Genomic DNA, 23,014 nt, shown 5'->3' with positions numbered 1-23,014 from the left:
GGCCGGCGCTTCTGCTGCCGTCTTATTTGCGGTACGGCTCGTCGCTGCGAGGCGCGTGCGGCAACTGCTCGTCGAGCGACTGGCGGTAGTGGATGCAGCCCTTGAGGAACTGCGGCCAGCTGGGCACCACGGGCTGCGGGTCCGTGCGCTCCGGCAGCAGCGCCCACAAGGCGGGATGGTGCCAGCACAGTTCGTGGCCAGTGCTGTCGCGGTGCGCGCGGATGCCTTGCCGCAACCTCATCACTTCGGCGACGAGTTTGTCGCGCGACATACGGGCGAGATCTTCATCCATGCTCAGAGGACCTTCCACTTGAGGAGCACACCAGCGACCGCCGGAAGGCCGAAGATCAGCAGAAAGATCGGCAGCTCCTCGCCCACGGAGTAGCCCGCCTTCGCCACACCCACCCACATGTTGGCCCCTGCGACGACGAACCACAGTGCAGTGAACGCAAGGATCGCCGTGCGCGTCGCATGGGCCGCGCCGCCCGAGACCAGCTTGGCGGCGCCAAGGCAGGCGGCCAGGAGAACGAAGCCTGCGATGATGAATATCAGCGTGCGCATGAGGAGCCCTCGTGCCGGCGATCTAGGTGTCCAGGACTAGCTGCGTCTGCGTGACGACGGCGCACAGCTTCCCTTCCGCGGTGCGGATGGTGGTCTGCCACACCATGGTGGTCCGGCCGCGATGCAGGGCGACGCTCTCGCCGGTGACTGTGGTGTTCACGCGCGCGCCGCCGATGAACTTGGTGCTGGAGTCGGTTGTTGTGGTCTGCTTGCCCTGCGGCATGTTGATCACGGTGCCAACCGCGCCGAGCGTATCGGCGAAGGCCATATAGGCGCCGCCGTGCAGGATGCCGCCGGCGGTGCAGAGATCGGGGCGGACGACCAGTTCGGCGACCACGCGCTCCGGCTCGACCGCGAGGAGGCGAACGCCCATGAGGCCGGGAAACAGCGGGTCGAGGATTTTCTGAACGGCTTCGAGCGCAGGCAGAGGCTGGGCCATGGCGCGGCTTTCCTCGTCCTACTCGGGGGAAACGGCCTTGTACGGCTGCGCTGCGAATCGGTTTGCCGACCTGGCTCGCGCCCGCTCGGCCTCGATCTCCCGGTCGCGCGGATCGGCCGTGGTGACCAGTGAATCGATCAGCCTCCGGGCTGCGCTCGCGACGTCTTCCACGGCGCGCTGGAACGCCTCCTGGTTGAGCTTCGACGGGCTGTTGAACCCGCTGAGCTTGCGCACGAACTGCAGCGACGCGGCGCGTATTTCCTCATCCGTCGCGGGCGGTTCGAAGTTGAACAGGGTCTTGATGTTCCGGCACATGGTCGCTCCATGGAATGGATGGATCAACGGGATGTCTGCGACGACGGCTAGAAGGATACGCAGGTTCGGGCCTTGACGCGCAGGACGGCCTCCTGCTCGAACTGCGCCTTGTACGTGGCCACGAGTGATTGCACCGCGTTCTCGCTGCCTGCGTCGTCGGGGTGCACGAGCTGAAGCACCTGCGAGGCCTCCTGCACGATCGCGCCGTCGGCACCGCGCCATTGCCCTGCCGCGGGCGACACGGTCAGGCCGTTGGGGAATCGCGGCGTGACGGTGCTCTTCAGGAATTCGCTCCATTCGGCCGGCGTCACTGTGCCGCCGCGCGGCTTGCCGGTGCCGAAGTACAGGGTATCGTGGATCAGCGCTTCCTCTCCCGTTCCGCAGGCCGTCCGGTGCATCGGTGCACAGCCGCCGAGCATGGCCGCAAGGCCAGCGATGACGATGGTGACATGGGCGATGCGCATGGCGTGCTGGGCGGGAGTCATGAGTCGACGAATCGTAGCTGCGACTCCGCTTGTGCCTCTGCCGAATTCCGCGCGGAAATGGCGGATCAACAGTCAATCTGGTCGGGGTGAGAGGATTCGAACCTCCGGCCTCTACGTCCCGAACGTAGCGCTCTACCAGGCTAAGCTACACCCCGATTGTTGCGAGAAAAAGAATCGACCTTTACGGCCCACTGTCGTGAGGTGTCAGGCGCGCCGCTCAAGCAACTGAGCCGCTAATTGTAGCAAACCCGCGGAGTGTGAATTCGCCGGAAAGCCGGCAAGCGCATCGATGGCGCGTTGGGCTTCGGCAGCGGCGGCGGCGCGCGTGGCGTCCAGGGCGCCCGTTTGGCGCACGATGGCGACGATCTGAGGCAGCTGCGTGGTGTCGCCGGCTTCGATGGCGCTGCGGATGAGATCGCGCTGCGCCGGGGTGCCGCGCTGCATGGCGAGGATCAGCGGCAGGGTGGTCTTGCCTTCGCGCAGGTCGTCGCCGACATTCTTGCCGGTCTCGTTGGCATCGCCGGCGTAGTCGAGCACGTCGTCTATCACCTGGAAGGCGGTGCCCAGCGCCCGGCCGTAGGCCGCGCAGGCCTCTTCCGTTTCGGGCGCAACGCCGGCCAGCACTGCGGCCAGGCGGGTGCTGGCCTCGAACAGCTTGGCGGTCTTCGAGCGGATCACGCGGAGATAAGCCTCTTCATCGAGCGAGGCGTCGTGCATGTTCATCAGCTGCAGCACCTCGCCCTCGGCGATCACGTTGGTGGCCTCGGCCAGGATCTCCATGACTCGGATGTCGTGGGCGTCCAACATCATCTGGAAGGCCCTGGAATAGAGGAAATCACCGACCAGCACGCTGGCCGGATTGCCGAAGGATTCGTTTGCGGTGGGACGGCCGCGCCGCAGCGTGGATTCGTCGACGACGTCGTCGTGCAGCAAGGTCGCAGTGTGAATGAATTCCACGACTGCGGCCAGGTTGAACCGCTGTTCGCCCTGGTAGCCCAACGCGCCGGCCATCAGCAGCAGCAGAGCAGGGCGCAGCCGCTTGCCCCCGGCCGAGATGATGTATTGCGACACCTGGCGCACCAGCGGGACGCCGGTGTCGAGGCGGCGGGCGATCACGAGATCGACCCCGGCCATGTCCTCGGCAATCAGGCTGAGCACGGCGGCGGCGGGTGAGTTGTCGGCGGGGGGAACTGGCAAGGCGAAGGCGCTCGTGCGCTGCTTTGGGAGAACGGCCGGCCGGGGCCGGAACGCGCAGATTATAGGGAGCCGGGTCGGCCAGGCGCCCCTGTGGCTGGGCGCATGTTCCGAAGGCCGCCTAGCGTGCTAGAATCTTGGGCTCTGCGGAATTCGCCGTAGAGCCATCTTCTTCAAGAGGTTTACATGTACGCGGTCATAAAAACCGGTGGCAAGCAGTATCGCGTTGCTTCCGGCGAAAAAATTAAAGTAGAACAGATTGCTGCGGACGTAGGCCAGGAAATCGTGATCGATCAGGTGCTCGCAGTCGGCGACGGCAGCGCTCTCAAGATCGGTACGCCCCTGGTGTCCGGCGCAACGGTTACGGTCACCGTGCTGTCGCATGGCAAGCACGACAAGGTCCGCATCTTCAAGATGCGCCGTCGCAAGCACTATCAAAAACGTCAAGGCCATCGCCAGCAGTTCACGGAGCTGCAAATCGGCGCGATCGCCGGCTAAGGAGCTGACACCATGGCACAGAAAAAAGGCGGCGGCTCTACGCGAAACGGGCGCGATTCCAAGCCCAAGATGCTCGGCGTGAAGGCTTTCGGCGGCGAGCTGATCAGCGCAGGCTCCATCATCGTGCGCCAGCGCGGCACGCAGTTCCACCCGGGCACCAACGTCGGCGTGGGCAAGGACCACACGCTGTTCGCCCTGGTGGACGGCCATGTGTCCTTCGGCATCAAGGGTGCACTCAACAAGCACACGGTCAGCGTGACGCCGGCCTGAGCCCGTCACTTCGATCCGCTCGAGGCCCCGCTTTGTCGGGGCTTCTTCATTTGTAAACTGGACATCTCATGAAGTTCGTGGACGAAGCCTTCATCGACATCGCCGCCGGCGATGGCGGCAACGGCTGCGTGTCGTTCCGCCATGAGAAGTACAAGGAATTCGGCGGCCCGGACGGCGGCGACGGCGGCCGCGGTGGCCATGTCTTCGCGGTGGCCGACCCCAACCTCAACACGCTGGTCGATTTCCGCTTTTCGCGCCGCCACGAGGCCAGGCGCGGCCAGCACGGCATGGGCTCGGACATGTTCGGCGCCGCCGGCGACGACATCACGCTCAAGATGCCGGTGGGCACCATCATCAGCGATGCCGAAACTGGCGAGGTGCTGTTCGAGCTGCTCACGCCTGGCGAGAAGATCATCATCGCCAAAGGTGGCGACGGTGGCTTCGGCAACCTGCGCTACAAGAGCGCCATCAACCGCGCGCCGCGCCAGAAGACGCCGGGCTGGCCCGGCGAGCGCAAGAGCCTCAAGCTCGAGCTGAAGGTGCTCGCCGACGTCGGCCTGCTGGGCATGCCCAATGCGGGGAAGTCCACCCTGATCAGCGCGATTTCCAATGCGCGTCCGCGCATCGCCGACTACCCCTTCACCACGCTGCATCCCAATCTTGGCGTGGTGCGCGTGGGGCCCGAGCAGAGCTTCGTGGTTGCCGACCTGCCGGGGCTGATCGAAGGCGCCTCGGAAGGCGCCGGCCTGGGCCACCAGTTCCTGCGCCATCTGCAGCGCACGCGCCTGCTGCTGCACGTGGTGGACCTGGCTCCCTTCGACGAGACCGATCCTGTCGCGCAGGCCAAGGCCATCGTCGGCGAGCTCAAGAAATACGACGCGGCGCTGTACGAGAAGCCACGCTGGCTGGTGCTCAACAAGCTGGACATGATCCCCGCCGAGGACCGCGCCGCGAAGGTGAAGGACTTCGTCAAGCGCCTGCGCTTCAAGGGCCCCGTTTTCGAGATCTCCGCACTGACGCGCGAGGGCTGCGAGTCGCTGGTGAAGGCGGTCTATCAGCACGTCAAGGCGCAGCAGGTGGCCGAGCAGCCGCCGACCGAGATCGACCCGCGCTTTGCCTGAAATGACTGCCATGCCCATGACCGCCTCTACCGTTCTGCGCGATGCCCGCCGCCTCGTCATCAAGGTGGGCTCGAGCCTGGTCACGAACGAGGGCCGGGGCCTCGATGACCAGGCCATCGGCGAGTGGTGCCGCCAGCTTGCGGCCCTGGTGCACGATGGACGCGAGGTCGTGATGGTGTCCAGCGGGGCCATCGCGGAAGGCATGAAGCGCCTGGGCTGGCGCACGCGCCCGCACGAGGTCCACGAGCTGCAGGCCGCGGCGGCCGTCGGCCAGATGGGCCTGGCCCAGGTCTACGAGACCAAGCTGCGCGAGAACGGCCTGGGCAGCGCCCAGGTGCTCCTCACCCACGCCGACCTCGCCGACCGCGAGCGCTATCTGAACGCGCGCTCCACGCTGGTGACCCTGCTCGCGCTCGGCGTGGTGCCGGTCATCAACGAGAACGACACGGTGGTCAACGACGAGATCAAGTTCGGCGACAACGACACGCTGGGTGCGCTGGTCGCCAACCTCGTGGAGGCGGATGCGCTGGTGATCCTCACCGACCAGAAGGGCCTCTACACCGCCGACCCGCGCAAGAACCCCGATGCGCGCTTCGTGCACGAAGCCGCCGCGGGCGATCTCGCGCTGGAGGCCATGGCCGGGGGGGCGGGCAGCAGCATTGGCCGCGGCGGCATGATCACCAAGATCCTGGCCGCCAAGCGCGCCGCAGGTTCTGGCGCTTCCACCGTCATTGCATGGGGCCGCGAGCCCGATGCCCTGCTGCGCCTGTCGCGCGGTGAGCCCATCGGCACCCTGCTGGTGGCGCAGACCGCCAAGCACCAGGCCCGCAAGCGCTGGATGGCAGATCACCTTCAGCTGCGCGGCTCGGTCACCGTGGATGCGGGAGCGGCGGCCAAGGTGCGAGGCGAGGGCAAGAGCCTGCTGCCGATCGGCATGACCAGCGTCGAGGGCGAGTTCTCGCGCGGCGACGTAATCGCGGTGAGGGACGCCGCCGGCATCGAGCTGGCTCGCGGGCTTGCCAATTACTCGAGCGCCGAAGCGCGGCTCTTGTGCCGCAAGCCCTCGGCAGAATTCGAACGCCTGCTGGGTTACGCGGCGGAGCCGGAAATGGTGCACCGGGACAACATGGTCCTGATGCCCGGCTGAAGCCTCAACGGAGCTCGCGTAGCGGGTCCTTCATCTGCTGGACCATCTCCCGTACCGAGGTGCGCGGCGCGTGGCCGCGGCAAACGCCCTGTAATGCCAGTTCCTTGGCATAGCGCGAGTTGCGGTCGTCGATGCGCTTCCATTCCGGCGCCTTCACGAGTTGCCAGGCGCCCTGGCTGTAGCGGGCGTATTGCTTGACCTCTTCCGACGCGCAGCGGATGCCTTCGTAGAAAGCGTTGGTGCCGCCGCCGCCCGTCTTGCTGGTGGCCACCACCACATAGCGGACCACGCCGTCACCCGTCACGCTGAGGGTGGCCGGGTCGACGCCGAACTTGAGGGACGAGTAGGGCGGCATCTCGATCTGGATCAGCCGACTCTCGTTGAAGGCGGGTGGCGGAGGCACCTCGGCCTCCTTCCACTCGTCGGCCTGAGCAGTGATCTTGGGCGGGGGCGGCATGCCGGCCTGGGCCCAGTCGGGGTTGTCCGTGTCCCTGGCGGTCGACCCGCACGCCACCAGCGCGCTCACAAGGGCAAGCACGAGAACGGGTCTAGCGCGGCGCATGAAGAGGGTCGTTGGTCGAGGACGAGTCGGGAGCGGGATGAGGAGCATTGGGATTCGGATCGAAGCTCGCCCCCGGGGGCAGCTCGAAATTGGGTTCATGGGCTGGGCCGGGCGGATGGCGCTCGAATTCGCGAGCGCGCACGTTGCTGCGCAGGAAGCGGTTGCGAAAGTCTTGTCGGGGCAGGTAGCGGGCCAGTTCGGTCAGCGCCATCTCGTAGACGCCGCGCTTGAATTCGACCACTACGTCCAGCGGGACCCAGTAGTCGTGCCAGCGCCAGGCGTCGAATTCCGGGTGGTCGGTGGCGCGAAGGTTCAGGTCCCAGTCGTGGCCGATCAGCTGCAGCAGATACCAGATCTGCTTCTGGCCCTTGTAGTGCCCGCGTGCATCACGGCGGATGAACCGGTCCGGCACCTCGTAGCGCAACCAGTCGCGGGTACGGGCCACGATGCGCACGTGCTCCGGCTGGAGTCCGACTTCTTCGTGCAGTTCCCGGAACATGGCTTGCTCGGGACTCTCGCCGCGATCGATGCCGCCTTGCGGGAACTGCCAGGAATGGGTCCGGATGCGCTTGCCCCAGAAAACCTGATTCTTCTGGTTGAGCAGGATGATGCCGACGTTGGGCCTGAAGCCGTCGCGGTCGAGCATAATCAAACCCCAAATTTTTTTGAACTGAGTCGATTATGCATGCCGGGTCGCACTCGGCAAAGCGACCGGTTCCGTAGGCGCCGCCGGGCGCCTCATCCCCTGTGCCCTTACCTGGATTCCTCCTGCGCGACGATGAAAGCTTCCCGATTCTTTATCTCCACCCTCAAGGAAGCGCCGGCGGATGCCGAGGTCGCGAGCCACCGGCTGATGATGCGCGCCGGCATGATCAAGAAGCTGGGCACCGGCATCTACACGTACATGCCCATGGGGCTGCGCGTGATCCGCAAGGTCGAGGCGATTGTGCGCGAGGAGATGAACCGCGCGGGCGCCGTCGAGCTCACCATGCCGGTGGTGCAGCCGGCCGAGCTGTGGGAGGAGAGCGGCCGCTTCCAGGCCTACGGCCCCGAGCTCCTGCGAATCAAGGACCGACATGAGCGCGGGTTCGTCGTGCAGCCGACCAGCGAAGAGGTCGTCACCGACGTCGCCCGCCAGGAGATCCGCAGCTACAAGCAGCTGCCGAAGAATTTCTACCAGATCCAGACCAAATTCCGCGACGAGCGCCGTCCGCGCTTCGGCCTGATGCGCGGGCGCGAATTCATCATGAAGGACGCCTATAGCTTCGACCGGGACCTCGAGAGCGCCAAGGCGAGCTACCAGGTCATGGCGGATGCCTACCGCCGGATCTTCGATCGCTTCGGCCTGCGCTACCGAGCAGTGGCGGCGGACAGCGGCGCCATCGGCGGCGACGTCAGCCAGGAATTCCAGGTGATCGCTGCCACCGGCGAGGATGCGATCGTCTACTGCCCCGGCAGCGACTACGCGGCCAACATGGAAAAGGCCGAGGCGCTGGCACCCGCCGGCCCGCGGCCGGCGGCGGCCCGACCGCTGGCGAAGACCCCGACCCCGGGCAAGGCCACCTGCGAAGAGGTGGCCGAGCTGCTGGGCGTGCCGCTCTCCACCACCGTCAAGTCCCTGGTGCTGGCCACCGACAAGCTCGGCGCCGACGGCCAGGTCCAGAGCTCCCAGCTCTGGCTGCTGCTGGTGCGCGGCGACCATGACATGAACGAGATCAAGGTGAGCAAGGTGCCGGGCCTGGACCAGGGCTTCCGCTTCGCAACCAACGCCGAGATCGACGAGCACTTCGGCTGCAAGCCCGGCTACCTCGGCCCGCTCGGCCTGAAGCAGCCGGTCAAGCTGGTCGCCGACCGCGAGGTGGCGGTCATGGCCGACTGGATCACCGGCGCCAACGAGGTCGACTTCCACATGACCGGGGTCAACTGGGGCCGCGACCTGCCCGAGCCCGAACTCGTCGCCGACATCCGGAACGTGGTCGCGGGCGACCTTTCGCCCGACGGCAAGGGCGTGCTGGCGATCGAGAGAGGCATCGAGATCGGCCACGTGTTCGTGCTCGGCACCAAGTACAGCAAGCCGATGAACGCCACCTTCCTGGACGAGGCCGGCAAGCCGCAGTTCCTTGAGATGGGCTGTTTTGGCATCGGCATCACACGCCTGCCGGCTGCTGCGATCGAGCAGAACAACGACGAGCGCGGGATCATCTGGCCCGACGCCATCGCGCCCTTCACCGTGGTGCTGTGCCCGATCGGCATGGACCGAAGTGCCGAGGTCAAGCAGGCGGCCGAGGCGCTCTACGAGGAACTGCTCGCAGCCGGCGTCGACGTGCTGCTCGACGACCGCGGCGAGCGTCCTGGCGCCATGTTCGCCGACTGGGAGCTGATCGGCGTGCCGCACCGTGTCGTGATCTCCGATCGCGGCATCAAGGAAGGCCAGTACGAATACCAGCACCGCCGCGACACCGCCGCCACCAAGGTGCCTTCGTCGAGCGCGGCGGAGTTCGTGAAAAGCAAGCTGGCGGCATGAGCCTTTCCCGGCGTTCGTGCCTGTTAGCGGGCGCCGCCGCCGGGGCCCTGCCGCTTTGCCCCGGTGCGGCTCATGCAGGGGCGCAGATCGAAGAGCCGCTGATCGATTCCGTGCGCAATGCCCTGAGCGCCGCTATTCGCAGCAGCGCGCCGCCGAAGCCGGAGTTCAAGGACACCGCCTCGCGCCTGGCCTTTTTGCGTTGGTTGGGCGAGATGAGCGAGCGCCTCAAGAAGAAGATTCCCGGGCACCAGGAGCGCATCGAGTTCCTCCAGACCGTGTGGTACGAGAGCAAGCGAGCAGGCCTGGAGGTCAGCCTGGTGCTCGGGCTCATCCAGGTCGAAAGCAACTTCCGGAAGTTTGCCGTATCGAGCGCGGGCGCCCGCGGACTCATGCAAGTGATGCCCTTCTGGACCCGCGTGATCGGCGACGGCGACTCCTCCAAGCTGTTCCACATGCAGACCAACCTGCGCTTCGGCTGCGTGATCCTGCGCCACTATCTCGACCGCGAAGCCGGCGACCTGTTCATGACATTGGGGCGCTACAACGGCAGCCGCGGCAAGGCACCCTATCCGAACGCGGTGTTCTCCAACCAGCGGCTCTGGGTCTTCAACGACCGTCGCGACGACCGCGGCTAGCGGGAGCGGCTAGGCCGGCGTGGCGGCCACCGCACCCCCGCGCGTGACCATCACCTGGTCGATGCGGTGGCTGTCCACGTCCATCACCTCGAAGGTGAAGCCGCCCCAGCTCACGCTGTCGGTGCGCTTGGGCACGCGGCGCAACATCACCATCAGGAAGCCGGCGAGGGTCTCGTACTCGTCGGGGTGCGGCAGCTCGTCGATGTCGAGCGCGCGCTGAACGTCCTGGATGGGTGTCACGCCGTCGATCAGCCACGAGTTCTCGTCGCGTCGCACGATCTGCTGCTCCTCGTCCTGCATGCCGACCAGGTCGCCCATCACGGTGCTCATCACGTCGTTGAGCGTGATCACGCCCACCACCAGCGCGTACTCGTTGACGATGATCGCGAAGTCCTCGTGCGCCTGCTGGAACTGCTCCAGCACCTCGGTAAGCGAGAGCCGGTCGGGGATGATCAGCGCCTTGTGCAGCGGCAAGCCCTGGCCGAAGGACAGCGGCTGGCCGCTGAGCACGCGCTGGAACATGTCCTTGGCGTCGACGTAGCCCAGCACATGGTCGATGTCGCCTTCGCACACCGGGTAGGCCGAGTAGGGTTCGGCCACGATGCGCGCGCGCAGCACCGCCTCGGGATCGTCCTTGTGGAACCATGCGATGCGGTCGCGTGAGGTCATCACGCTGCTGACCAGGCGCGTGTCGAGCTCGAACACGTTGGCGATCACCTGCTGCTCGCGCACGGCCAGGATGCCGGCGCGGGCCCCGGCCTCGGTCATTGCCAGGATGTCGGCGGAGGTGATCTTGTCGTCGCGCTGCATGGGCATGCGCAGGAGCTTGAAGAGCAGGTCGGTGCACTGGGTGAACAGCCAGACCAGCGGCTTCAGCACGGTGATCAGCAGCTGCATCGGCCCGACCATGCGCATTGCGAGGCGCTCCGGATCGTTCATGCCCAAGCGCTTGGGGAAGAGATCGGCGAAGACCAGGAACACCGCGATGATCGTGACGAAAGAAGCCAGGAAGGCCGCAGTCTGCGAAGTCTCGACCGTGAACCAGAGCCCGAACAAGCGCGCGAAGTAAGGACTGAGCGAACCCTCGCCAACCACGCCCCCGAGAATGGCGACCGCATTGAGCCCGATCTGGACCACGGTGAAGTAGTGGCCCGGCTGCTCCTGGATTCGAAGCACGCGCTCGGCACGCGCGTCGCCCTCGTCGGCCATCTGCCGCAGCCGCAGGCGGCGCGAGGCGGCCAGCGAGATCTCCGCCAGGGAGAAGAAGGCGCTGGTCGCGATCAGGATGGCGATGATGAGAAGGCTCTGGGTCAGCGTCATGGGTCGGTCGAGGAAGACCGACATGGTGCCATGAGCCGGACGGCCGCCCCGAAGGCGAATCGCGCCGCAACCGAAGGGGCGGGTCGTCCAGTGAGCGGCAACCTGGACCGGCGGCGCACGGGCGCAGTGCCTACTGCACGAAGCCGATGCGGCTGCGCCCTGGGCCGGCGCGCGGCAGGTCCTCGACGCGTACCTCGTCGCGCCCGGCCAGTCGGGCATTGCCGAAGCCCGTCATCAGCGCACGCCGCATCTCACGCGGCGCCACGGTGGCGAGGTGGTCGAGCACGTCGTCCCGCGGCTCCTCGGCGAGCAGGCGGCCCCAGTCGTGCGCGTTGCGGATCGACGCGTACAGCTGGCGCGCAATCTGCCGCGCCGCCTCGGGGGAGGGTGCATCGATCTCGAACACGTTCATCCGATTGAGGATCGGCTCGGGAATGCCGCGGACGTCGTTTGCGGTCGTGACCCAGATCACCTGGCTGGCGTCGATCGGCACTTCGGCGAACTCGTCGACGAAAGCATGGGCGGTGTCGTGCTCCAGCAGGCCATAGAGCGCGCCTAGCGGGTCGTACTGCACATCGGCGCCGGCCTTGTCGATCTCGTCGATCACCATCACCGGGTTGGCGTACTGGCCGTCGACCAGGGCCTCGAACACCTTGCCTGGCTTGGCGCCCTTCCATTGCGAGGAGGCGCCCGAGAGCAGCCAGCCGGCGGTCATCGAGCTCATCGGCACCAGGGACATGCCGGTGCCCAGCAGCTCGGCCAGGCGCTTGGCGAAATGGGTCTTGCCGATGCCGGGCGGACCCAGCAGCAGCATGGGCGTCACCTCCAGCCCGTCGCGGCTGTCCTGCGCCAGCGCGACATGGCGCCGCACGTCGTCGAGCACCTCGGTGAAATTAGGCAGCTCGGCGTAGAGCGCGCTCATCTCGGGCACGCCGCTGGGCTTGACCTGGAAGCGCTCGGGGCCGCGTTCGAGCATGCGTTCGTAGGTGGTGCGCAGGTGCTCGTGGTCGCGGTCGGGCAGCTTGGCGAGCTTGCGCTCGACGTCGTGCGTGCGGAACACACTGCGCAGATGCGCCACCGGCAACTGAAAAGACGAGGCAGACGCGGGAGCCAGCTCGCGGGATGGGCGGGAATCCATTTTCAGACCTCCGTTCGATCACACTTTGACGCAGCATAAGCCGTGCCCGGTGTCGGCGGTTGTCCAGGTTTTCTCGCTTCGAGGGCTTTTGAGCGGGTCAGACGCCGCCCTGGGGATGCGTCGGGTCGACCCAGAGCACCGATTCAGGCTTCTCGACCGGCTCGATGTCGAGGTTGATGGCCACAGCCTCGCCGTCGCTGCGGCACAGCACGCACTCGAGCGGCTCGGTCGGGCTCGCGTTGATTTCCTGGTGCGGTACGTAGGGGGGCACGTAAATGAAGTCGCCCGGGCCGGCCTCGGCTGTGAACTCCAGATGCTCGCCCCAGCGCATCCGGGCGCGACCGCGCACCACGTAGATGACGGATTCGAGGTGGCCGTGGTGATGGGCGCCGGTCTTCGCATCGGGGTGGATGGTCACCGTGCCGGCCCAGAGCTTCTGAGCGCCGACGCGTGCGAAGTTGATCGCCGCGGCGCGGTTCATGCCGGGCGTTTGCGCCGTATTGGTGTCGAGCTGGTTGCCGGGAATCACCCGCACGCCATCATGCTTCCATGCGGCGCCGTTGTGATCATGATCAGAATGTTCGTGTCTCACGATGCGCCCTCATGGCCGGCGAAGCCAGGCCCGTTGGTGAAACACCGCGGAACCGGCTTTGCCGGGCCGCTGGTGTTGCCCCCGGTAGGGGGTGGGCGCCCGACACGAAGTGCGGGCAACCTGGGGGCGAGCAACATTCACGCGGGGCTGTTGTTGAGCATCTGCTGCAGCTCGCCCGATTCGTACATCTCCATCAGGATGTCCGAGCCGCCGACGAACTCGCCCTTGACGTAGAGCTGCGGAATGGTCGGCCAGTTGCTGTATTCCTTAATGCCCTGGCGAATGCCTTCATCCTCCAGCACATTGACGGTCTTGAGCGTGCGGGTGTCGACACCCACGGCCTTGAGGATCTGGATCGCGCGGCCCGAGAAGCCACACATCGGGAAACTGGCGTTGCCCTTCATGAAGAGCACGAGATCGTTGGTCTTGACGAGATCGTCGATGCGCTGCTGGACGTCGGACATGGGCCTCTCCAAAAAATGAGTTGGGCGGATTATTTCACCGTGCGCCAGATCCCGCCCGAGCAGCGCGCGATGCCTGCCAGGTCGTCGCGGCTTTGCACCTCGGCGAAGCCGCGGCTCGCGAGCAGGGCGCGCACGGACGAGGCCTGGTCGTAGCCATGCTCGAGCAGCAGCCAGCCACCGTCGCGCAGGTGCGCAGGCGCGGCCTCGACGATGCGGCGGATGTCCTCCAGCCCGTCCGTGCCCGATACCAGTGCGCCCAAGGGTTCGTGGCGCAGGGCCGCGAGGTGCGGGTCGCCGGCGGCGACGTAGGGCGGGTTGGAGACGATCAGGTCCAGATCCGTCTGTGCACCTTCCAGCCAGTCGGCCTCGGCGAAGCGGACCGCCAGCCCCAGGCGCTGCGCGTTGGCACGGGCCACCGCCAGGGCATCGGCGCTGCGGTCGACTGCGGTGACCTTGGCATCGGGCCGGGCGTGCTGGATTGCCAGTGCGATCGCGCCGCTGCCAGTGCCCAGATCGAGCACCATCGGCGCCGTGCGGCCCTGGAGGGACTGCAGCGCCCACTCGACCAGCGTCTCGGTATCGGGCCGGGGCACCAGCACGCGCGCATCGACCCGCAGGCCGAGCCCGTGGAACTCTTTTTCGCCCACCAGGTAGGCCACCGGCTCGCCGGCCACGCGGCGGGCGCAGAGCCCGGCGAAGACCGGCCAGACGGCATCGGCCAGGACGTCGGTGTCGTGCGCGAGCAGCCAGGCGCGGTCGCCCGACGGCCGGCCCAGCGCATGCAGCAGGAGCAACTGGGCGTCGAGCCGCTCCATCCCGAGCGCGGCGGCCGCGGCCAGCATCTGCGCCGCGGTCGATGGCGACGATGCGTCCTGGGGCGTCATGCCGGCAGGCTGGCTTCCAGCTCGGCCAGCTTCTCGGCTTCGCGCGCCGCACGCAGGGCGTCAAGCACCTCGCCCAGGTCGCCTTCCATGATCGTCTGCAGCTTGTAGAGCGTGAGATTGATGCGGTGGTCGGTGAGCCGCCCTTGCGGGAAGTTGTAGGTGCGGATGCGGTCGCTGCGGTCGCCGCTGCCGATCAGGCCTTTGCGCAAAGCCGCGTCCTTGGCCGCGCGCTCGCTGCGCTCCTTTTCCTGGATACGCGCCGACAGCACCTGCAGCGCCTTGGCCTTGTTGCGGTGCTGGCTGCGGTCGTCCTGGCACTCGGCCACGATGCCGGTCGGGATGTGCGTGATGCGCACCGCCGAATCGGTCTTGTTGATGTGCTGGCCGCCGGCGCCGCTGGCGCGGTAGGTGTCGATGCGCAGGTCGGCCGGGTTGATCTGCACCGCCTGCGCCTCGTCCGGCTCGGCCAGCACGGCCACCGTGCAGGCGCTGGTGTGGATGCGGCCCTGCGTCTCGGTCGCGGGCACGCGCTGCACCCGGTGGCCTCCGGACTCGAAGCGCAGCCGCCCGAAGACCTCGTCGCCGACCACCCGCACCACCACTTCCTTGAAGCCGCCCAACTCGCTTTCGTTCGCGCTCACGATCTCGCAGCGCCAGCCGGCGCGCTCGGCATAGCGCGTGTACATGCGCAGCAGGTCACCGGCGAAGAGCGCCGATTCGTCGCCGCCGGTGCCGGCCCGGATCTCGATGAAGGCGTTGCGCGCGTCTTCCGGATCCTTGGGCAGCAGCAGGCGCTGGAGCTCGTCCTCCAGCGAAATCAGCTCGGCCTCGGCCCCGGCGATCTCTTCTCGAGCCATGTCGGCCATGTCCGGGTCGTCCAGCATCTCGCGCGCGGCCGCCAGGTCCGATTCGCGCTGGAGGTAGCGCTGGTAGCGGCCCGCCACCTGCGTCACCTCGGCATGCTCGCGCGAGATGTTCCGGTACTGCGACATGTCGGACATGATGTCCTCGCGCGAAAGCAGGAAGTCGAGTTCGCCGAGGCGTTGCGCGTAGCGCTCGAGTTGATGGCGGAGGAAGGGTTTCACGGAGAGTCTTCGAATGCGGAAGCGGGTACCGAACGCAGAGGCGGTCGGCTGTCCGGCGTCGGATCGCCGGCTTCAGGACAGCGTCGCTAACGCTCTTTGCGCAGGAACAGCCGCGAGATGGCCTGCGCCGTGTGCTCGCGGGCCGTGGCGTCGCCGGCATGCAGCTCGGCCATGGCGCCGTGCAGCATCTTCTGCGTGAGCCCGCGGGACAGGGCCTCCAGCACGGCCTCCACCGGCTCACCCTTGGCCAACAGCTTGCGAGCGCGGCCCAGTTCGGCGGCGCGCCATTCGTCGGCCTGGGCGTTGAGCTGCTGGATCAGCGGCACGCTGCCGCGCTGGTCCAGCCAGTGCATGAAGCTGCGCACGCCGGCGTCGATGATCACCTCGGCCTCGGCCACGGCGGCCTGGCGGCTGGCGTGGCCCTGCTGCACGACCTGGGCCAGGTCATCGACGGTATAGAGATAGATGTCCTCGAGCGCCTTGACCTCGAGCTCGATGTCGCGCGGCACGGCAAGGTCCACCATGAACATCGGGCGGTGCTTGCGCAGCTTGAGCGCGCGCTCGACTGCGCCCAGGCCGATCAGCGGCAGCGTGCTGGCGGTGCAGCTCACGACGATGTCGAATTCGGCCAGGCGCGCCGGCAGCTCGGCCAGCCGCATGGCCTCGCCGCCGAAGCGCGAGGCCAGCTTCTCGCCGCGCTCCAGCGTGCGGTTGGCAATGACGATGGACCTGGGCTCCTTGGCCGCGAAGTGCGTCGCGGCCAGGTCGATCATTTCGCCCGCGCCGACGAAGAGCACGCGAGTCTGCTTCAAGTCCTCGAACAGCTGGGCCGCCAGTCGCACGGCCGCGGCGGCCATGCTGATGGAGTGGGCGCCGATCTCGGTGGCGGTGCGCACTTCCTTGGCGACGGCGAAGGAGCGCTGGAACAGCTGGTTCAGCGTGCTGCCGAGCGCGCCGGCAGTCTCTGCGGCGCGTACCGCGTCCTTCATCTGGCCGAGGATCTGGGCCTCGCCCAGCACCATCGAGTCGAGCCCGCTGGCGACCCGGAAAGCGTGGCGCGCGGCCTTGTCGTCGTGCAGTGTGTAGGCATGGGAGCGCAGCAGCGCGGGCGCCACGCCGCCGCTCTGGGCCAGCCAGTCGACCGTGTGATCGAGCGCCAGGTGGTCCGCGGCGCAGTAGATCTCGGTGCGGTTGCAGGTCGAGATGATGGCCGCTTCCACATCGGGGTGCCGGTGCGTGCCGAAGGAGCTGCGCAGGCTCTGCAGCGTGGGCGCGATCTGGTCGATGGCGAACGCGAAGCGACCGCGCAGATCGAGCGGCGCGGTCGTGTGGTTCAAGCCGAGGGCCCAGACTGACATAACCCAGGATTATAAAATCCGCCGCCGGCAGCGGCCGTCCACTCTACGGATGACCCCGGACTGCCGCTCCCTTGCCCCTCATGTCCGCGTTCGACCTGCTGATCCACTTGCTCAACTTCGCGGCGCCGGCCTTCTGCGTGGCGCTGCTGCTGGCCCTCCTGTTCCGACTCGCCATGCACGGGCGCAGCGTGGCCGTCAGCCTTTGGGTGCAGATCGCCGTCACTTTCGCGGCCGGACTCGCAGTCCTGGTCGCCGGCCTGCTCTACTTCGGCCACGATGGGCGCATCGCGACCTATGCCGCCTTGGTGGTGGCGTGCGGCACCACGCAGTGGTGGCTGCTGCGCGGCTGGCGGGGCTGAGGGCGAGCGGACGCGCTCACTGCGCGAGCGGCGGAACCGGCGGGGCCGGCGCGGGCGCGGGCGTCAGGTCCTGGGGCACAGCCACGGCCGGCGCCACCAGCGGCAGACCCGCTTCCTTGAAGCGATCGAGCAGGGTGAACAGGAGGTCGCTGCGCACGCCTCCGGCCAACCTCGGGCTCTGCACGAAAGCGATGGCCTGGAAGATCAGCATGCCGCCTTCGATGCCTTCGAGCGTGACGGAGGGCGCAGGCGCCACCAGCACCCCGCCGTGGTCTGCGCAGGCCGACAGCATCAGCTCGCGCGCCAGCTTGGCATCGGTGGACAGAGGCATGGGCAGCCGGATCAACACGCGCCCCTCGGCGTTGGTGAGGGTCATGTTGCGAACGGTCTTGGTGATGAACTCCGAGTTCGGCACGATCAGCGTGGAGCGGTCGGCCAGCTGGATCTCGGTGGCGCGCACGTTGATGCGCCGCACGTCGCCCTCGGCCGTACCCAGCACCACCCAGTCGCCGACCTTGACCGGCCGCTCGGCCAGCAGGATCAGCCCCGAGATGAAGTTCTGCACGATCGCCTGCAGGCCGAAGCCGATGCCCACCGACAGCGCACTCGCCACCCACGCGATGCGCTCGATGCCGATCCCCAGCGCCGAAAGCCCCACCGCGATCACCACGGCACCGCCCACATAGCCGAGCAGCGTGGTGATCGAGCTCTGCATGCCGGGCTCGAGCGCGGTTTCCGGCAGGTAGCGCGCCTCCAGCCACTTCTTGAAGACGCGCAGGGCGATGAAGCCGACGGCCAGCACCGCGACGGCGGTGAAGATCGCGCCCGGCACCAGCTGGAACTCGCCGATCTTGAGCCCGGTGCCGAACTGCCCGCTGCGCTGGAACACCTCGCCCGGCCCGGTGCCGAGCGGCGTGGCGAGCGCGATCAGCATGTAGAAGAAGAGCGCAACCCGGGCCAGCCCCGAGAGCACCACGGCGGCCTGGTCCAGCGTCCGCGGCGCAAAGCCGAAGCTCTTCTGCAGCTTCTGGCCAAGCTCGCTCTTCGAGGCGACGGTGGCCATGAACAGGTCGTCGGCGAACTTGAAGAGCAGGTAGAAGGCCGAGGCGACGATGCCGGTCCAGGTCAGCTGGTTGGCCAGGAAGCTGGCCAGCGCGACATACCCGATGCCCACCAGCGCCCAGATCACGATGACCGCGAGCGCCACGGCGCTCAGCAGGAAGCTGATCCAGAGCGGGCGTTCGGGCTCGCCGGGTGGCGGCTCTCCCTCCGCCGCCGTCGCAGCTTCGGTGGGCGCGGCTGCCGCGGGCTCGCGCAGGCGCAGCAGCATCATGCCGATCAGCGCCGTCAAGGCCAGCGCGGTGACCACGTGGGTGGCGACCACGGCCGCGAAGCTGGCCTCGACGATCGCGTTGATCTGGCTCGGCACCCAGACCAGCACCGCGATGACGGCCGTGAGCCAGGGGAAAGGCGCGAGCCGCCGCGCCATCGTGTTGGGGATCGGTGGCAGCCGCCACGAGGGCCGCTTGTTGGACAGCAGCGCGCGGCCCAGCCCGACCACGAAGGCGATGAAGATGATGGACTGCACCACCGCCTGGCCCAGCTTCCGGATTTGCGGCCCCAGGATGCCGTGGCGGTCCAGCGTGGCGAACACGCCCTGCGCTGCCAGCGCGATCAGCAGCACGTTGACGCCCACCACCGCGATCACCAGCAGCGAGCGGCGCAGGCGCCCTCCCGGCAGCACGCGCGCTGCCAGCCGGACCAGCCCATGTTCGGCCGCCCAGTTGCCCAGCAGTGCGAGCAGCAGCGCCGCTGCCAGGCTGGCCAGCACCGATACGCGATGGGCCGGGTCCATCGCGGTGTCGACAGCGGCGCGCAGCTCGCTGCGCAGGCTCGCCAGGCGCTCCAGGTCGGCCGGCCACGCATCGCTGATGTCGAACCAGAATTGGCGGCCCAGCGGCGAAGGCGCGCGCTCGGTGAGCTGGGCTTCGAACAGCTTGCGGCGTTTGGAGAGCAGTTCGCTGCCGCGCTGCTGCGCGTCGACCGTGATCAGGCGCGCCAGCCGGATGTCGGCATCGAGCGTGTTGCGTTCCTTCAGCAGGGCAGCGCGCTGGCGGGTGATGTCGGGGTCCTCGGGCGGCGCGCCCTCAGCCGGCGGGTTGCCGAGTTCGCCGAGGCGTGCGTTGAGGTCGTTGAGCTGGCCCGTGCGGGACGCGACGAACTTGTCTGCCTGGCTGCCGATGGCGTTGATCCGCCCCAGCAGATCGCGGACTTCGGCGTTGCTTTCGACGGACGAGGGGATGCTGTCGAGCTGGGTCCGCAGGGCGGCCACGGTGGGTTCCGGCGGGGCGGCACCATCCTGCGCCAGGACGGCGCTTCCGAGGACAGCGGCCAGCAACAGGGCCGCGAGGCGGGGCATCCAGCTCATGGTCCGATCATAGAAGGGCAGTGCCGAGGCCCCAGCCCCGAGGCGGTCAGGACGCCGGGCTGAAGCGGTCCACGCGGTCGGTGACGATGCCGTCGGTGCCCAGGCCTGCCAGCCAGCGTGCCATCGACTCGTCGTTGACGGTGTAGCTCAAGGCGCGCATGCCGGCCGCATGCACCTGCGCGACCGTGGCGGCGTCCCACAGCGCGTAGTCGCAGACGATGGCCGAGCACTCCAGGCGGCGCGCGGTTTCGAGCCAGCCCTCCTGCAGGGTGTCGAGCAGCAGCCCGCGCGGCAGGCGCGGCTGCGTCGCGCGCGCACCTTCGAGCGACTCGGGAGAGAAGGAAGTCAGCAAGGGCGGCGGGAGGTCGGTGCCCGCCCACCAGCGGGCCGCCAGCTGCGCGATGGCTTCGCCGGTGCGGCGCTCGACTCCCGGGGTGGGCTTGATCTCGATGTCGAGCAGGTGGCGGTTGGCCAGGCAGAAGCGGATCAGCGCTTCGAGCGTGGGCAGCGGCTCGCCTACGTAGCGGCGCGAGTGCCAGCTGCCCGCATCGAGCTGGGCCAGCGCGCTCCACGGTTGTTCGCCCGCGATACCGCGGCCGTTGGTAGTGCGCTCGAGCGTGCTGTCATGAAGCAGAAAGGGGATGCCGTCGGCGCTGAGCTTGGCATCGCACTCGAACATGCGGTAGCCGTACTCGGCGCCCAGGCGAAAGGCGGCGAGGGTATTTTCTGGGGCCAGCCTGCCGGCACCGCGATGAGCGATCCAGAAAGGATAGGGCCAGGCCTTCATGCCGCGCGTTTGCCCGAGCCGGCGTCGAACCAATGCAGCTTGTCCTGCCGTGCCGCGATCTTCACCGTGTCACCCGCCACCGGCGCCGGCTGGCCTTCGTCGGCGCGCATCACCAGCTGCTCGTCGCCGACGCGGCCGTAGACCAGCCGCTCGGCACCCAGCAGCTCGACGTACTCGACCTGCACGGACCAGCCGTCCGTGTCGAGCGTGAGATGCTCCGGGCGAACGCCGAGGATCATTCCGGGGCGCACGCCCGGCGCGTGCTTGAGCAGGTTCATCGGCGGCGAGCCGATGAAGCCGGCCACGAAGGTGGTGGCGGGGCGCGCATACACCTCCTCGGGCGTACCGAACTGGTCCATCACGCCGGCGTTCATCACGATGATGCGCTGCGCCAGCGTCATCGCCTCGACCTGGTCGTGGGTGACGAAGAGCGAGGTGATGCCCAGCTCGCGGTGCAGCTTCTGGATCTCCAGCCGGGTCTGCGCGCGCAGCTTGGCGTCGAGGTTGGACAGCGGCTCGTCGAACAGAAAGACTTGCGGCTGGCGCACGATCGCCCGGCCCATGGCCACGCGCTGGCGTTGGCCGCCCGACAGCTCGCGCGGCTTGCGCTCGAGCAGATGGCCAAGCTCGAGGATCTTCGCGGCCTTGTCGACGCGCGCCCTGATCTCCTCCTTGGGCACCTTCGCGATCTTGAGCCCATAGGCCATGTTGTCGAAGTTCGACATGTGCGGGTAGAGCGCGTAGTTCTGGAACACCATCGCGATGTCGCGGCGGGCCGGTTCGATGTTGTTCACCACGCGCTCGCCGATGGCGATCTCGCCCGCGCTGATTTCCTCCAGGCCCGCCACCATGCGCAGGAGCGTGGATTTGCCGCAGCCCGAGGGCCCGACGATGACGACGAACTCGCCATCCTTGACATCGGCAGAGACGCCGTGAATGACCTGGTTGGCCTTGGCCCCGTGGCCGTAGCGCTTGATGACGTTGCGAAGAGAAATGGCAGCCATTGCGTCGTTTGCTTCTTTGTCGGTTATTTCTCGGTATCCACGAGGCCCTTGACGAACCAGCGCTGCATCAGCACCACCACGATCACTGGCGGCACCAGCGCCAGGATGGCGGTGGCCATCACCAGGTTCCAGTCCACCGCGGCGTCGCCGGAGGCGATCATTCGCTTGATGCCGATCACCACCGGGTACATGTCTTCGCTGGTGGTGGCCAGGAGCGGCCACAGGTACTGGTTCCAGCCGTAGATGAACTGGATCACGAACAGCGCCGCGATCGAGGTCTGCGACAGCGGCACCAGGATGTCCTTGAAGAAGCGCATCGGCCCGGCGCCGTCCATGCGTGCCGCCTCCACCAGCTCGTCGGGCACGCTCAGGAAGAACTGCCGGAACAGGAATGTGGCGGTGGCCGATGCGATCAGCGGCACCGTCAGGCCCGCGTAGGTGTTGAGCATGTTCAGGTCTGCCAACACCTTGTAGGTCGGCAGGATGCGCACCTCCACCGGCAGCATCAGCGTCACGAAGATCATCCAGAAGACGATCTTCTTGAACGGGAAGCGGAAGTACACGATGGCGAAGGCCGACAGCAGCGAGATCGCGATCTTGCCGATGCTGATGACCAGCGCAGTGACCAGGCTGATCCACATCATGCGGCCCACCACCACGCGTGCGCCCTGGGTATCGGCGCCGAGCAAGGCGCCGCTGTAGTTCTCGAACATGTGTCCGCCCGGCAGGAGCGGCATGGGCACCTGCAGGATCGCGTCTCGCGTATGGGTGGAGGCGACGAAGGCCAGGTAGATGGGGAAGGCCACGATGGCGATGCCCAGGATCAGCACCACATGCGACAGGACGGTGAGGCCCGGGCGGCGTTCAACCATGGCGTTGCCTCCGGGGGAAGGGGAGGGAAGGGGCGACGGGATGGGCAGCCATCAGTACTGGACCTTCTTTTCGACGTAGCGGAACTGGATCACCGTCAGCCCGACGACGATCACCATCAGCACCACGGACTGCGCGGCCGAGCCGCCCAGGTCCAGTGCCTTGAAGCCGTCGTGCCATACCTTGTAGACCAGGATCGCGGTGTCGCGCCCCGGTCCGCCTTCGGTCGTTGCATGCACGATCGCGAAGGTATCGAAGAAGGCGTAGACGATGTTGATCACCAGCAGGAAGAAGGTGGTGGGCGACAGCAGCGGGAACTGGATGGTGGCGAAGCGTCGCAGCGGCCCGGCGCCGTCGATGGAGGCGGCCTCGATCAGTGCCTTGGGAATGGACTGCAGGCCGGCCAGGAAGAACAGGAAGTTGTAGGAGATCTGCTTCCACACGGCGGCCACCACGATCAGCGTGAGCGCCTGGTTGGAGTTGAGCAGATGGTTCCAGTCCACTCCGATGTAGCGCAGGAAGTACGACACCACCCCGATGCTCGGCGAGAACATGAACACCCACAGCACGCCAGCAATGGCCGGCGCCACCGCGTAGGGAATGATCAGGAAGGTCTTGTAGACCAGGCCGCCTCGCAGGATGCGGTCGGCGAAGATTGCCAGCATCAGCGACAGCGCGATGCCGCTGCCGGCCACCAGAACCGAAAAGAGTGCGGTGACCTTGAAGGATTCGACGTAGGCCGGGTCGTCGAACAAGTTGTGAAAGTTCTCCAGGCCGACGAAGACGGTGGACGTGCCGAAGGCGTCCTCCGACTGCAGCGATTGCCAGATGGCCTGGCTTGCCGGCCAGAAGAAGAACACCAGGATCACCGCCATCTGCGGCGCGACCAGCAGCCAGGGCAGCCAGGCCGACCGGAAAAGAACGCGTTTCTCCATATCCCTCCAAACCCTCAAAAACGAAACGCCCGCCCTCGG

At 67.3% G+C, this 23,014-nt stretch carries 27 protein-coding genes and 1 tRNA gene; 7 read left to right on the top strand and 21 right to left on the bottom strand.

Annotated features, from left to right (window positions below):
• Nucleotides 1-22: 22 nt before the first annotated feature.
• The 7 genes from ACMGEZ_RS20790 to ACMGEZ_RS20760 form a co-directional block, all read right to left on the bottom strand.
• A complete protein-coding gene (locus ACMGEZ_RS20790; protein WP_436824169.1) occupies nt 23-292 on the bottom strand; it encodes a hypothetical protein in 270 nt (89 codons plus the stop codon).
• Between the two features lie 2 nt (nt 293-294).
• Nucleotides 295-561, bottom strand: a complete 267-nt coding sequence (locus ACMGEZ_RS20785; RefSeq protein ID WP_436824168.1) for a hypothetical protein — start codon at nt 559-561, stop codon at nt 295-297.
• Between the two features lie 22 nt (nt 562-583).
• Entirely contained in the window at nt 584-1,000 is a 417-nt protein-coding gene (locus tag ACMGEZ_RS20780; protein WP_436824167.1) for a PaaI family thioesterase, read from the bottom strand.
• A gap of 18 nt (nt 1,001-1,018) precedes the next feature.
• Nucleotides 1,019-1,315, bottom strand: a complete 297-nt coding sequence (locus ACMGEZ_RS20775) for a DUF2277 domain-containing protein (protein ID WP_436824166.1) — start codon at nt 1,313-1,315, stop codon at nt 1,019-1,021.
• A 47-nt stretch (nt 1,316-1,362) separates the two neighbouring features.
• The gene (locus tag ACMGEZ_RS20770) at nt 1,363-1,800 is read right to left on the bottom strand and encodes a DUF3574 domain-containing protein (RefSeq protein ID WP_436824165.1); all 438 of its coding nucleotides are present in this window, start codon (nt 1,798-1,800) and stop codon (nt 1,363-1,365) included.
• A 78-nt stretch (nt 1,801-1,878) separates the two neighbouring features.
• Nucleotides 1,879-1,955 (bottom strand) — tRNA-Pro (locus ACMGEZ_RS20765).
• 49 nt (nt 1,956-2,004) lie between these two features.
• Nucleotides 2,005-2,997, bottom strand: a complete 993-nt coding sequence (locus tag ACMGEZ_RS20760) for a polyprenyl synthetase family protein (protein WP_436824164.1) — start codon at nt 2,995-2,997, stop codon at nt 2,005-2,007.
• A 183-nt stretch (nt 2,998-3,180) separates the two neighbouring features.
• Here ACMGEZ_RS20760 and rplU point away from each other — a divergent pair, with 183 nt between their 5' ends.
• From rplU to proB, 4 genes are all read left to right on the top strand, one after another.
• Nucleotides 3,181-3,492, top strand: a complete 312-nt coding sequence (gene rplU, locus ACMGEZ_RS20755) for a 50S ribosomal protein L21 (protein WP_068680024.1) — start codon at nt 3,181-3,183, stop codon at nt 3,490-3,492.
• Between the two features lie 12 nt (nt 3,493-3,504).
• Nucleotides 3,505-3,762 carry a 50S ribosomal protein L27 gene (rpmA, locus tag ACMGEZ_RS20750; protein WP_436824163.1) on the top strand — a complete coding sequence of 86 codons (258 nt, stop codon included), beginning with the start codon at nt 3,505-3,507 and terminating at the stop codon, nt 3,760-3,762.
• A 68-nt stretch (nt 3,763-3,830) separates the two neighbouring features.
• Entirely contained in the window at nt 3,831-4,883 is a 1,053-nt protein-coding gene (gene cgtA, locus ACMGEZ_RS20745; protein ID WP_436824162.1) for an Obg family GTPase CgtA, read from the top strand.
• A gap of 16 nt (nt 4,884-4,899) precedes the next feature.
• Nucleotides 4,900-6,030 (top strand): glutamate 5-kinase, encoded by a 1,131-nt coding sequence (gene proB / locus ACMGEZ_RS20740; RefSeq protein WP_436824241.1) that lies wholly within the window; start codon nt 4,900-4,902, stop codon nt 6,028-6,030.
• A gap of 4 nt (nt 6,031-6,034) precedes the next feature.
• Here the strand turns inward: proB and ACMGEZ_RS20735 are convergent, their stop codons facing one another.
• Nucleotides 6,035-6,568, bottom strand: coding sequence for a CNP1-like family protein (locus ACMGEZ_RS20735; RefSeq protein WP_436824161.1), 534 nt, complete (start codon nt 6,566-6,568; stop codon nt 6,035-6,037).
• A 10-nt stretch (nt 6,569-6,578) separates the two neighbouring features.
• Nucleotides 6,579-7,238 (bottom strand): RNA pyrophosphohydrolase, encoded by a 660-nt coding sequence (locus ACMGEZ_RS20730; protein ID WP_436824240.1) that lies wholly within the window; start codon nt 7,236-7,238, stop codon nt 6,579-6,581.
• A gap of 132 nt (nt 7,239-7,370) precedes the next feature.
• Between ACMGEZ_RS20730 and ACMGEZ_RS20725 the strand changes: the two genes are divergently transcribed.
• Together ACMGEZ_RS20725 and ACMGEZ_RS20720 are read left to right on the top strand one after the other, a co-directional pair.
• Nucleotides 7,371-9,116: a proline--tRNA ligase gene (locus ACMGEZ_RS20725; RefSeq protein WP_436824160.1), complete on the top strand. Its 1,746-nt coding sequence runs from the start codon at nt 7,371-7,373 to the stop codon at nt 9,114-9,116.
• A complete protein-coding gene (locus ACMGEZ_RS20720) occupies nt 9,113-9,751 on the top strand; it encodes a lytic transglycosylase domain-containing protein (RefSeq protein ID WP_436824159.1) in 639 nt (212 codons plus the stop codon). Before ACMGEZ_RS20725 ends, ACMGEZ_RS20720 begins: the two co-directional genes overlap by 4 nt.
• A gap of 9 nt (nt 9,752-9,760) precedes the next feature.
• On the opposite strand, the gene paeA is transcribed toward ACMGEZ_RS20720, so the two are convergent.
• From paeA to hemA, 7 genes are all read right to left on the bottom strand, one after another.
• Entirely contained in the window at nt 9,761-11,071 is a 1,311-nt protein-coding gene (gene paeA / locus ACMGEZ_RS20715) for a polyamine export protein PaeA (RefSeq protein ID WP_436824158.1), read from the bottom strand.
• A gap of 130 nt (nt 11,072-11,201) precedes the next feature.
• The gene (locus tag ACMGEZ_RS20710; protein WP_436824157.1) at nt 11,202-12,209 is read right to left on the bottom strand and encodes an AAA family ATPase; all 1,008 of its coding nucleotides are present in this window, start codon (nt 12,207-12,209) and stop codon (nt 11,202-11,204) included.
• A gap of 97 nt (nt 12,210-12,306) precedes the next feature.
• Nucleotides 12,307-12,801, bottom strand: coding sequence for a cupin domain-containing protein (locus ACMGEZ_RS20705; RefSeq protein WP_436824156.1), 495 nt, complete (start codon nt 12,799-12,801; stop codon nt 12,307-12,309).
• Nucleotides 12,802-12,938: 137 nt separating this feature from the next.
• The gene (gene grxD / locus ACMGEZ_RS20700; RefSeq protein ID WP_436824155.1) at nt 12,939-13,265 is read right to left on the bottom strand and encodes a Grx4 family monothiol glutaredoxin; all 327 of its coding nucleotides are present in this window, start codon (nt 13,263-13,265) and stop codon (nt 12,939-12,941) included.
• A 29-nt stretch (nt 13,266-13,294) separates the two neighbouring features.
• On the bottom strand, nt 13,295-14,149 hold the full coding sequence (prmC, locus tag ACMGEZ_RS20695; protein WP_436824154.1) for a peptide chain release factor N(5)-glutamine methyltransferase: 855 nt from the start codon (nt 14,147-14,149) through the stop codon (nt 13,295-13,297).
• The gene (gene prfA / locus ACMGEZ_RS20690; RefSeq protein ID WP_436824153.1) at nt 14,146-15,234 is read right to left on the bottom strand and encodes a peptide chain release factor 1; all 1,089 of its coding nucleotides are present in this window, start codon (nt 15,232-15,234) and stop codon (nt 14,146-14,148) included. Before prfA ends, prmC begins: the two co-directional genes overlap by 4 nt.
• 86 nt (nt 15,235-15,320) lie before the next feature.
• Nucleotides 15,321-16,592 carry a glutamyl-tRNA reductase gene (hemA, locus tag ACMGEZ_RS20685; RefSeq protein ID WP_436824152.1) on the bottom strand — a complete coding sequence of 424 codons (1,272 nt, stop codon included), beginning with the start codon at nt 16,590-16,592 and terminating at the stop codon, nt 15,321-15,323.
• A gap of 80 nt (nt 16,593-16,672) precedes the next feature.
• Here hemA and ACMGEZ_RS20680 point away from each other — a divergent pair, with 80 nt between their 5' ends.
• Complete coding sequence (locus ACMGEZ_RS20680; RefSeq protein ID WP_436824151.1) at nt 16,673-16,951, top strand: hypothetical protein; 279 nt, start codon at nt 16,673-16,675, stop codon at nt 16,949-16,951.
• A gap of 16 nt (nt 16,952-16,967) precedes the next feature.
• On the opposite strand, the gene ACMGEZ_RS20675 is transcribed toward ACMGEZ_RS20680, so the two are convergent.
• The 5 genes from ACMGEZ_RS20675 to ugpA are packed head-to-tail and all read right to left on the bottom strand — an operon-like array spanning nt 16,968 to nt 22,975.
• Nucleotides 16,968-19,379, bottom strand: a complete 2,412-nt coding sequence (locus ACMGEZ_RS20675; RefSeq protein WP_436824150.1) for a DUF3772 domain-containing protein — start codon at nt 19,377-19,379, stop codon at nt 16,968-16,970.
• 46 nt (nt 19,380-19,425) lie between these two features.
• The gene (gene ugpQ, locus ACMGEZ_RS20670) at nt 19,426-20,166 is read right to left on the bottom strand and encodes a glycerophosphodiester phosphodiesterase (RefSeq protein WP_436824149.1); all 741 of its coding nucleotides are present in this window, start codon (nt 20,164-20,166) and stop codon (nt 19,426-19,428) included.
• Nucleotides 20,163-21,170 carry a sn-glycerol-3-phosphate ABC transporter ATP-binding protein UgpC gene (gene ugpC, locus ACMGEZ_RS20665; protein ID WP_436824148.1) on the bottom strand — a complete coding sequence of 336 codons (1,008 nt, stop codon included), beginning with the start codon at nt 21,168-21,170 and terminating at the stop codon, nt 20,163-20,165. Before ugpC ends, ugpQ begins: the two co-directional genes overlap by 4 nt.
• 23 nt (nt 21,171-21,193) lie before the next feature.
• Nucleotides 21,194-22,042: a sn-glycerol-3-phosphate ABC transporter permease UgpE gene (ugpE, locus tag ACMGEZ_RS20660; RefSeq protein ID WP_436824147.1), complete on the bottom strand. Its 849-nt coding sequence runs from the start codon at nt 22,040-22,042 to the stop codon at nt 21,194-21,196.
• Nucleotides 22,043-22,093: 51 nt separating this feature from the next.
• Nucleotides 22,094-22,975 (bottom strand): sn-glycerol-3-phosphate ABC transporter permease UgpA, encoded by an 882-nt coding sequence (gene ugpA / locus ACMGEZ_RS20655; protein WP_436824146.1) that lies wholly within the window; start codon nt 22,973-22,975, stop codon nt 22,094-22,096.
• Nucleotides 22,976-23,014 lie beyond the last annotated feature (39 nt).

This window comes from Variovorax stachyos, from assembly GCF_051400855.1.
GTDB lineage: Bacteria > Pseudomonadota > Gammaproteobacteria > Burkholderiales > Burkholderiaceae_C > Variovorax.
The sequence above is the reverse complement of the archived record's forward strand: the minus strand, read 5'-3'. Positions and strand labels throughout refer to the sequence as shown.

What these genes read in the sequence shown, in the direction of transcription:
- ACMGEZ_RS20775 (WP_436824166.1), bottom strand. Translation starts at nt 1,315, where the DNA reads ATGTGCCGGAACATCAAGACCCTGTTCAACTTCGAACCGCCCGCGACG.
- rpmA (WP_436824163.1), top strand. Translation starts at nt 3,505, where the DNA reads ATGGCACAGAAAAAAGGCGGCGGCTCTACGCGAAACGGGCGCGATTCC.
- ACMGEZ_RS20710 (WP_436824157.1), bottom strand. Translation starts at nt 12,209, where the DNA reads ATGGATTCCCGCCCATCCCGCGAGCTGGCTCCCGCGTCTGCCTCGTCT.
- cgtA (WP_436824162.1), top strand. Translation starts at nt 3,831, where the DNA reads ATGAAGTTCGTGGACGAAGCCTTCATCGACATCGCCGCCGGCGATGGC.
- ACMGEZ_RS20675 (WP_436824150.1), bottom strand. Translation starts at nt 19,379, where the DNA reads ATGAGCTGGATGCCCCGCCTCGCGGCCCTGTTGCTGGCCGCTGTCCTC.
- grxD (WP_436824155.1), bottom strand. Translation starts at nt 13,265, where the DNA reads ATGTCCGACGTCCAGCAGCGCATCGACGATCTCGTCAAGACCAACGAT.
- paeA (WP_436824158.1), bottom strand. Translation starts at nt 11,071, where the DNA reads ATGACGCTGACCCAGAGCCTTCTCATCATCGCCATCCTGATCGCGACC.
- ugpA (WP_436824146.1), bottom strand. Translation starts at nt 22,975, where the DNA reads ATGGAGAAACGCGTTCTTTTCCGGTCGGCCTGGCTGCCCTGGCTGCTG.
- ugpQ (WP_436824149.1), bottom strand. Translation starts at nt 20,166, where the DNA reads ATGAAGGCCTGGCCCTATCCTTTCTGGATCGCTCATCGCGGTGCCGGC.
- ugpE (WP_436824147.1), bottom strand. Translation starts at nt 22,042, where the DNA reads ATGGTTGAACGCCGCCCGGGCCTCACCGTCCTGTCGCATGTGGTGCTG.
- ACMGEZ_RS20725 (WP_436824160.1), top strand. Translation starts at nt 7,371, where the DNA reads ATGAAAGCTTCCCGATTCTTTATCTCCACCCTCAAGGAAGCGCCGGCG.
- hemA (WP_436824152.1), bottom strand. Translation starts at nt 16,592, where the DNA reads ATGTCAGTCTGGGCCCTCGGCTTGAACCACACGACCGCGCCGCTCGAT.
- ACMGEZ_RS20780 (WP_436824167.1), bottom strand. Translation starts at nt 1,000, where the DNA reads ATGGCCCAGCCTCTGCCTGCGCTCGAAGCCGTTCAGAAAATCCTCGAC.
- ACMGEZ_RS20680 (WP_436824151.1), top strand. Translation starts at nt 16,673, where the DNA reads ATGTCCGCGTTCGACCTGCTGATCCACTTGCTCAACTTCGCGGCGCCG.
- ugpC (WP_436824148.1), bottom strand. Translation starts at nt 21,170, where the DNA reads ATGGCTGCCATTTCTCTTCGCAACGTCATCAAGCGCTACGGCCACGGG.
- ACMGEZ_RS20790 (WP_436824169.1), bottom strand. Translation starts at nt 292, where the DNA reads ATGGATGAAGATCTCGCCCGTATGTCGCGCGACAAACTCGTCGCCGAA.
- proB (WP_436824241.1), top strand. Translation starts at nt 4,900, where the DNA reads ATGACCGCCTCTACCGTTCTGCGCGATGCCCGCCGCCTCGTCATCAAG.
- rplU (WP_068680024.1), top strand. Translation starts at nt 3,181, where the DNA reads ATGTACGCGGTCATAAAAACCGGTGGCAAGCAGTATCGCGTTGCTTCC.
- ACMGEZ_RS20730 (WP_436824240.1), bottom strand. Translation starts at nt 7,238, where the DNA reads ATGCTCGACCGCGACGGCTTCAGGCCCAACGTCGGCATCATCCTGCTC.
- ACMGEZ_RS20770 (WP_436824165.1), bottom strand. Translation starts at nt 1,800, where the DNA reads ATGACTCCCGCCCAGCACGCCATGCGCATCGCCCATGTCACCATCGTC.
- ACMGEZ_RS20720 (WP_436824159.1), top strand. Translation starts at nt 9,113, where the DNA reads ATGAGCCTTTCCCGGCGTTCGTGCCTGTTAGCGGGCGCCGCCGCCGGG.
- prmC (WP_436824154.1), bottom strand. Translation starts at nt 14,149, where the DNA reads ATGACGCCCCAGGACGCATCGTCGCCATCGACCGCGGCGCAGATGCTG.
- ACMGEZ_RS20785 (WP_436824168.1), bottom strand. Translation starts at nt 561, where the DNA reads ATGCGCACGCTGATATTCATCATCGCAGGCTTCGTTCTCCTGGCCGCC.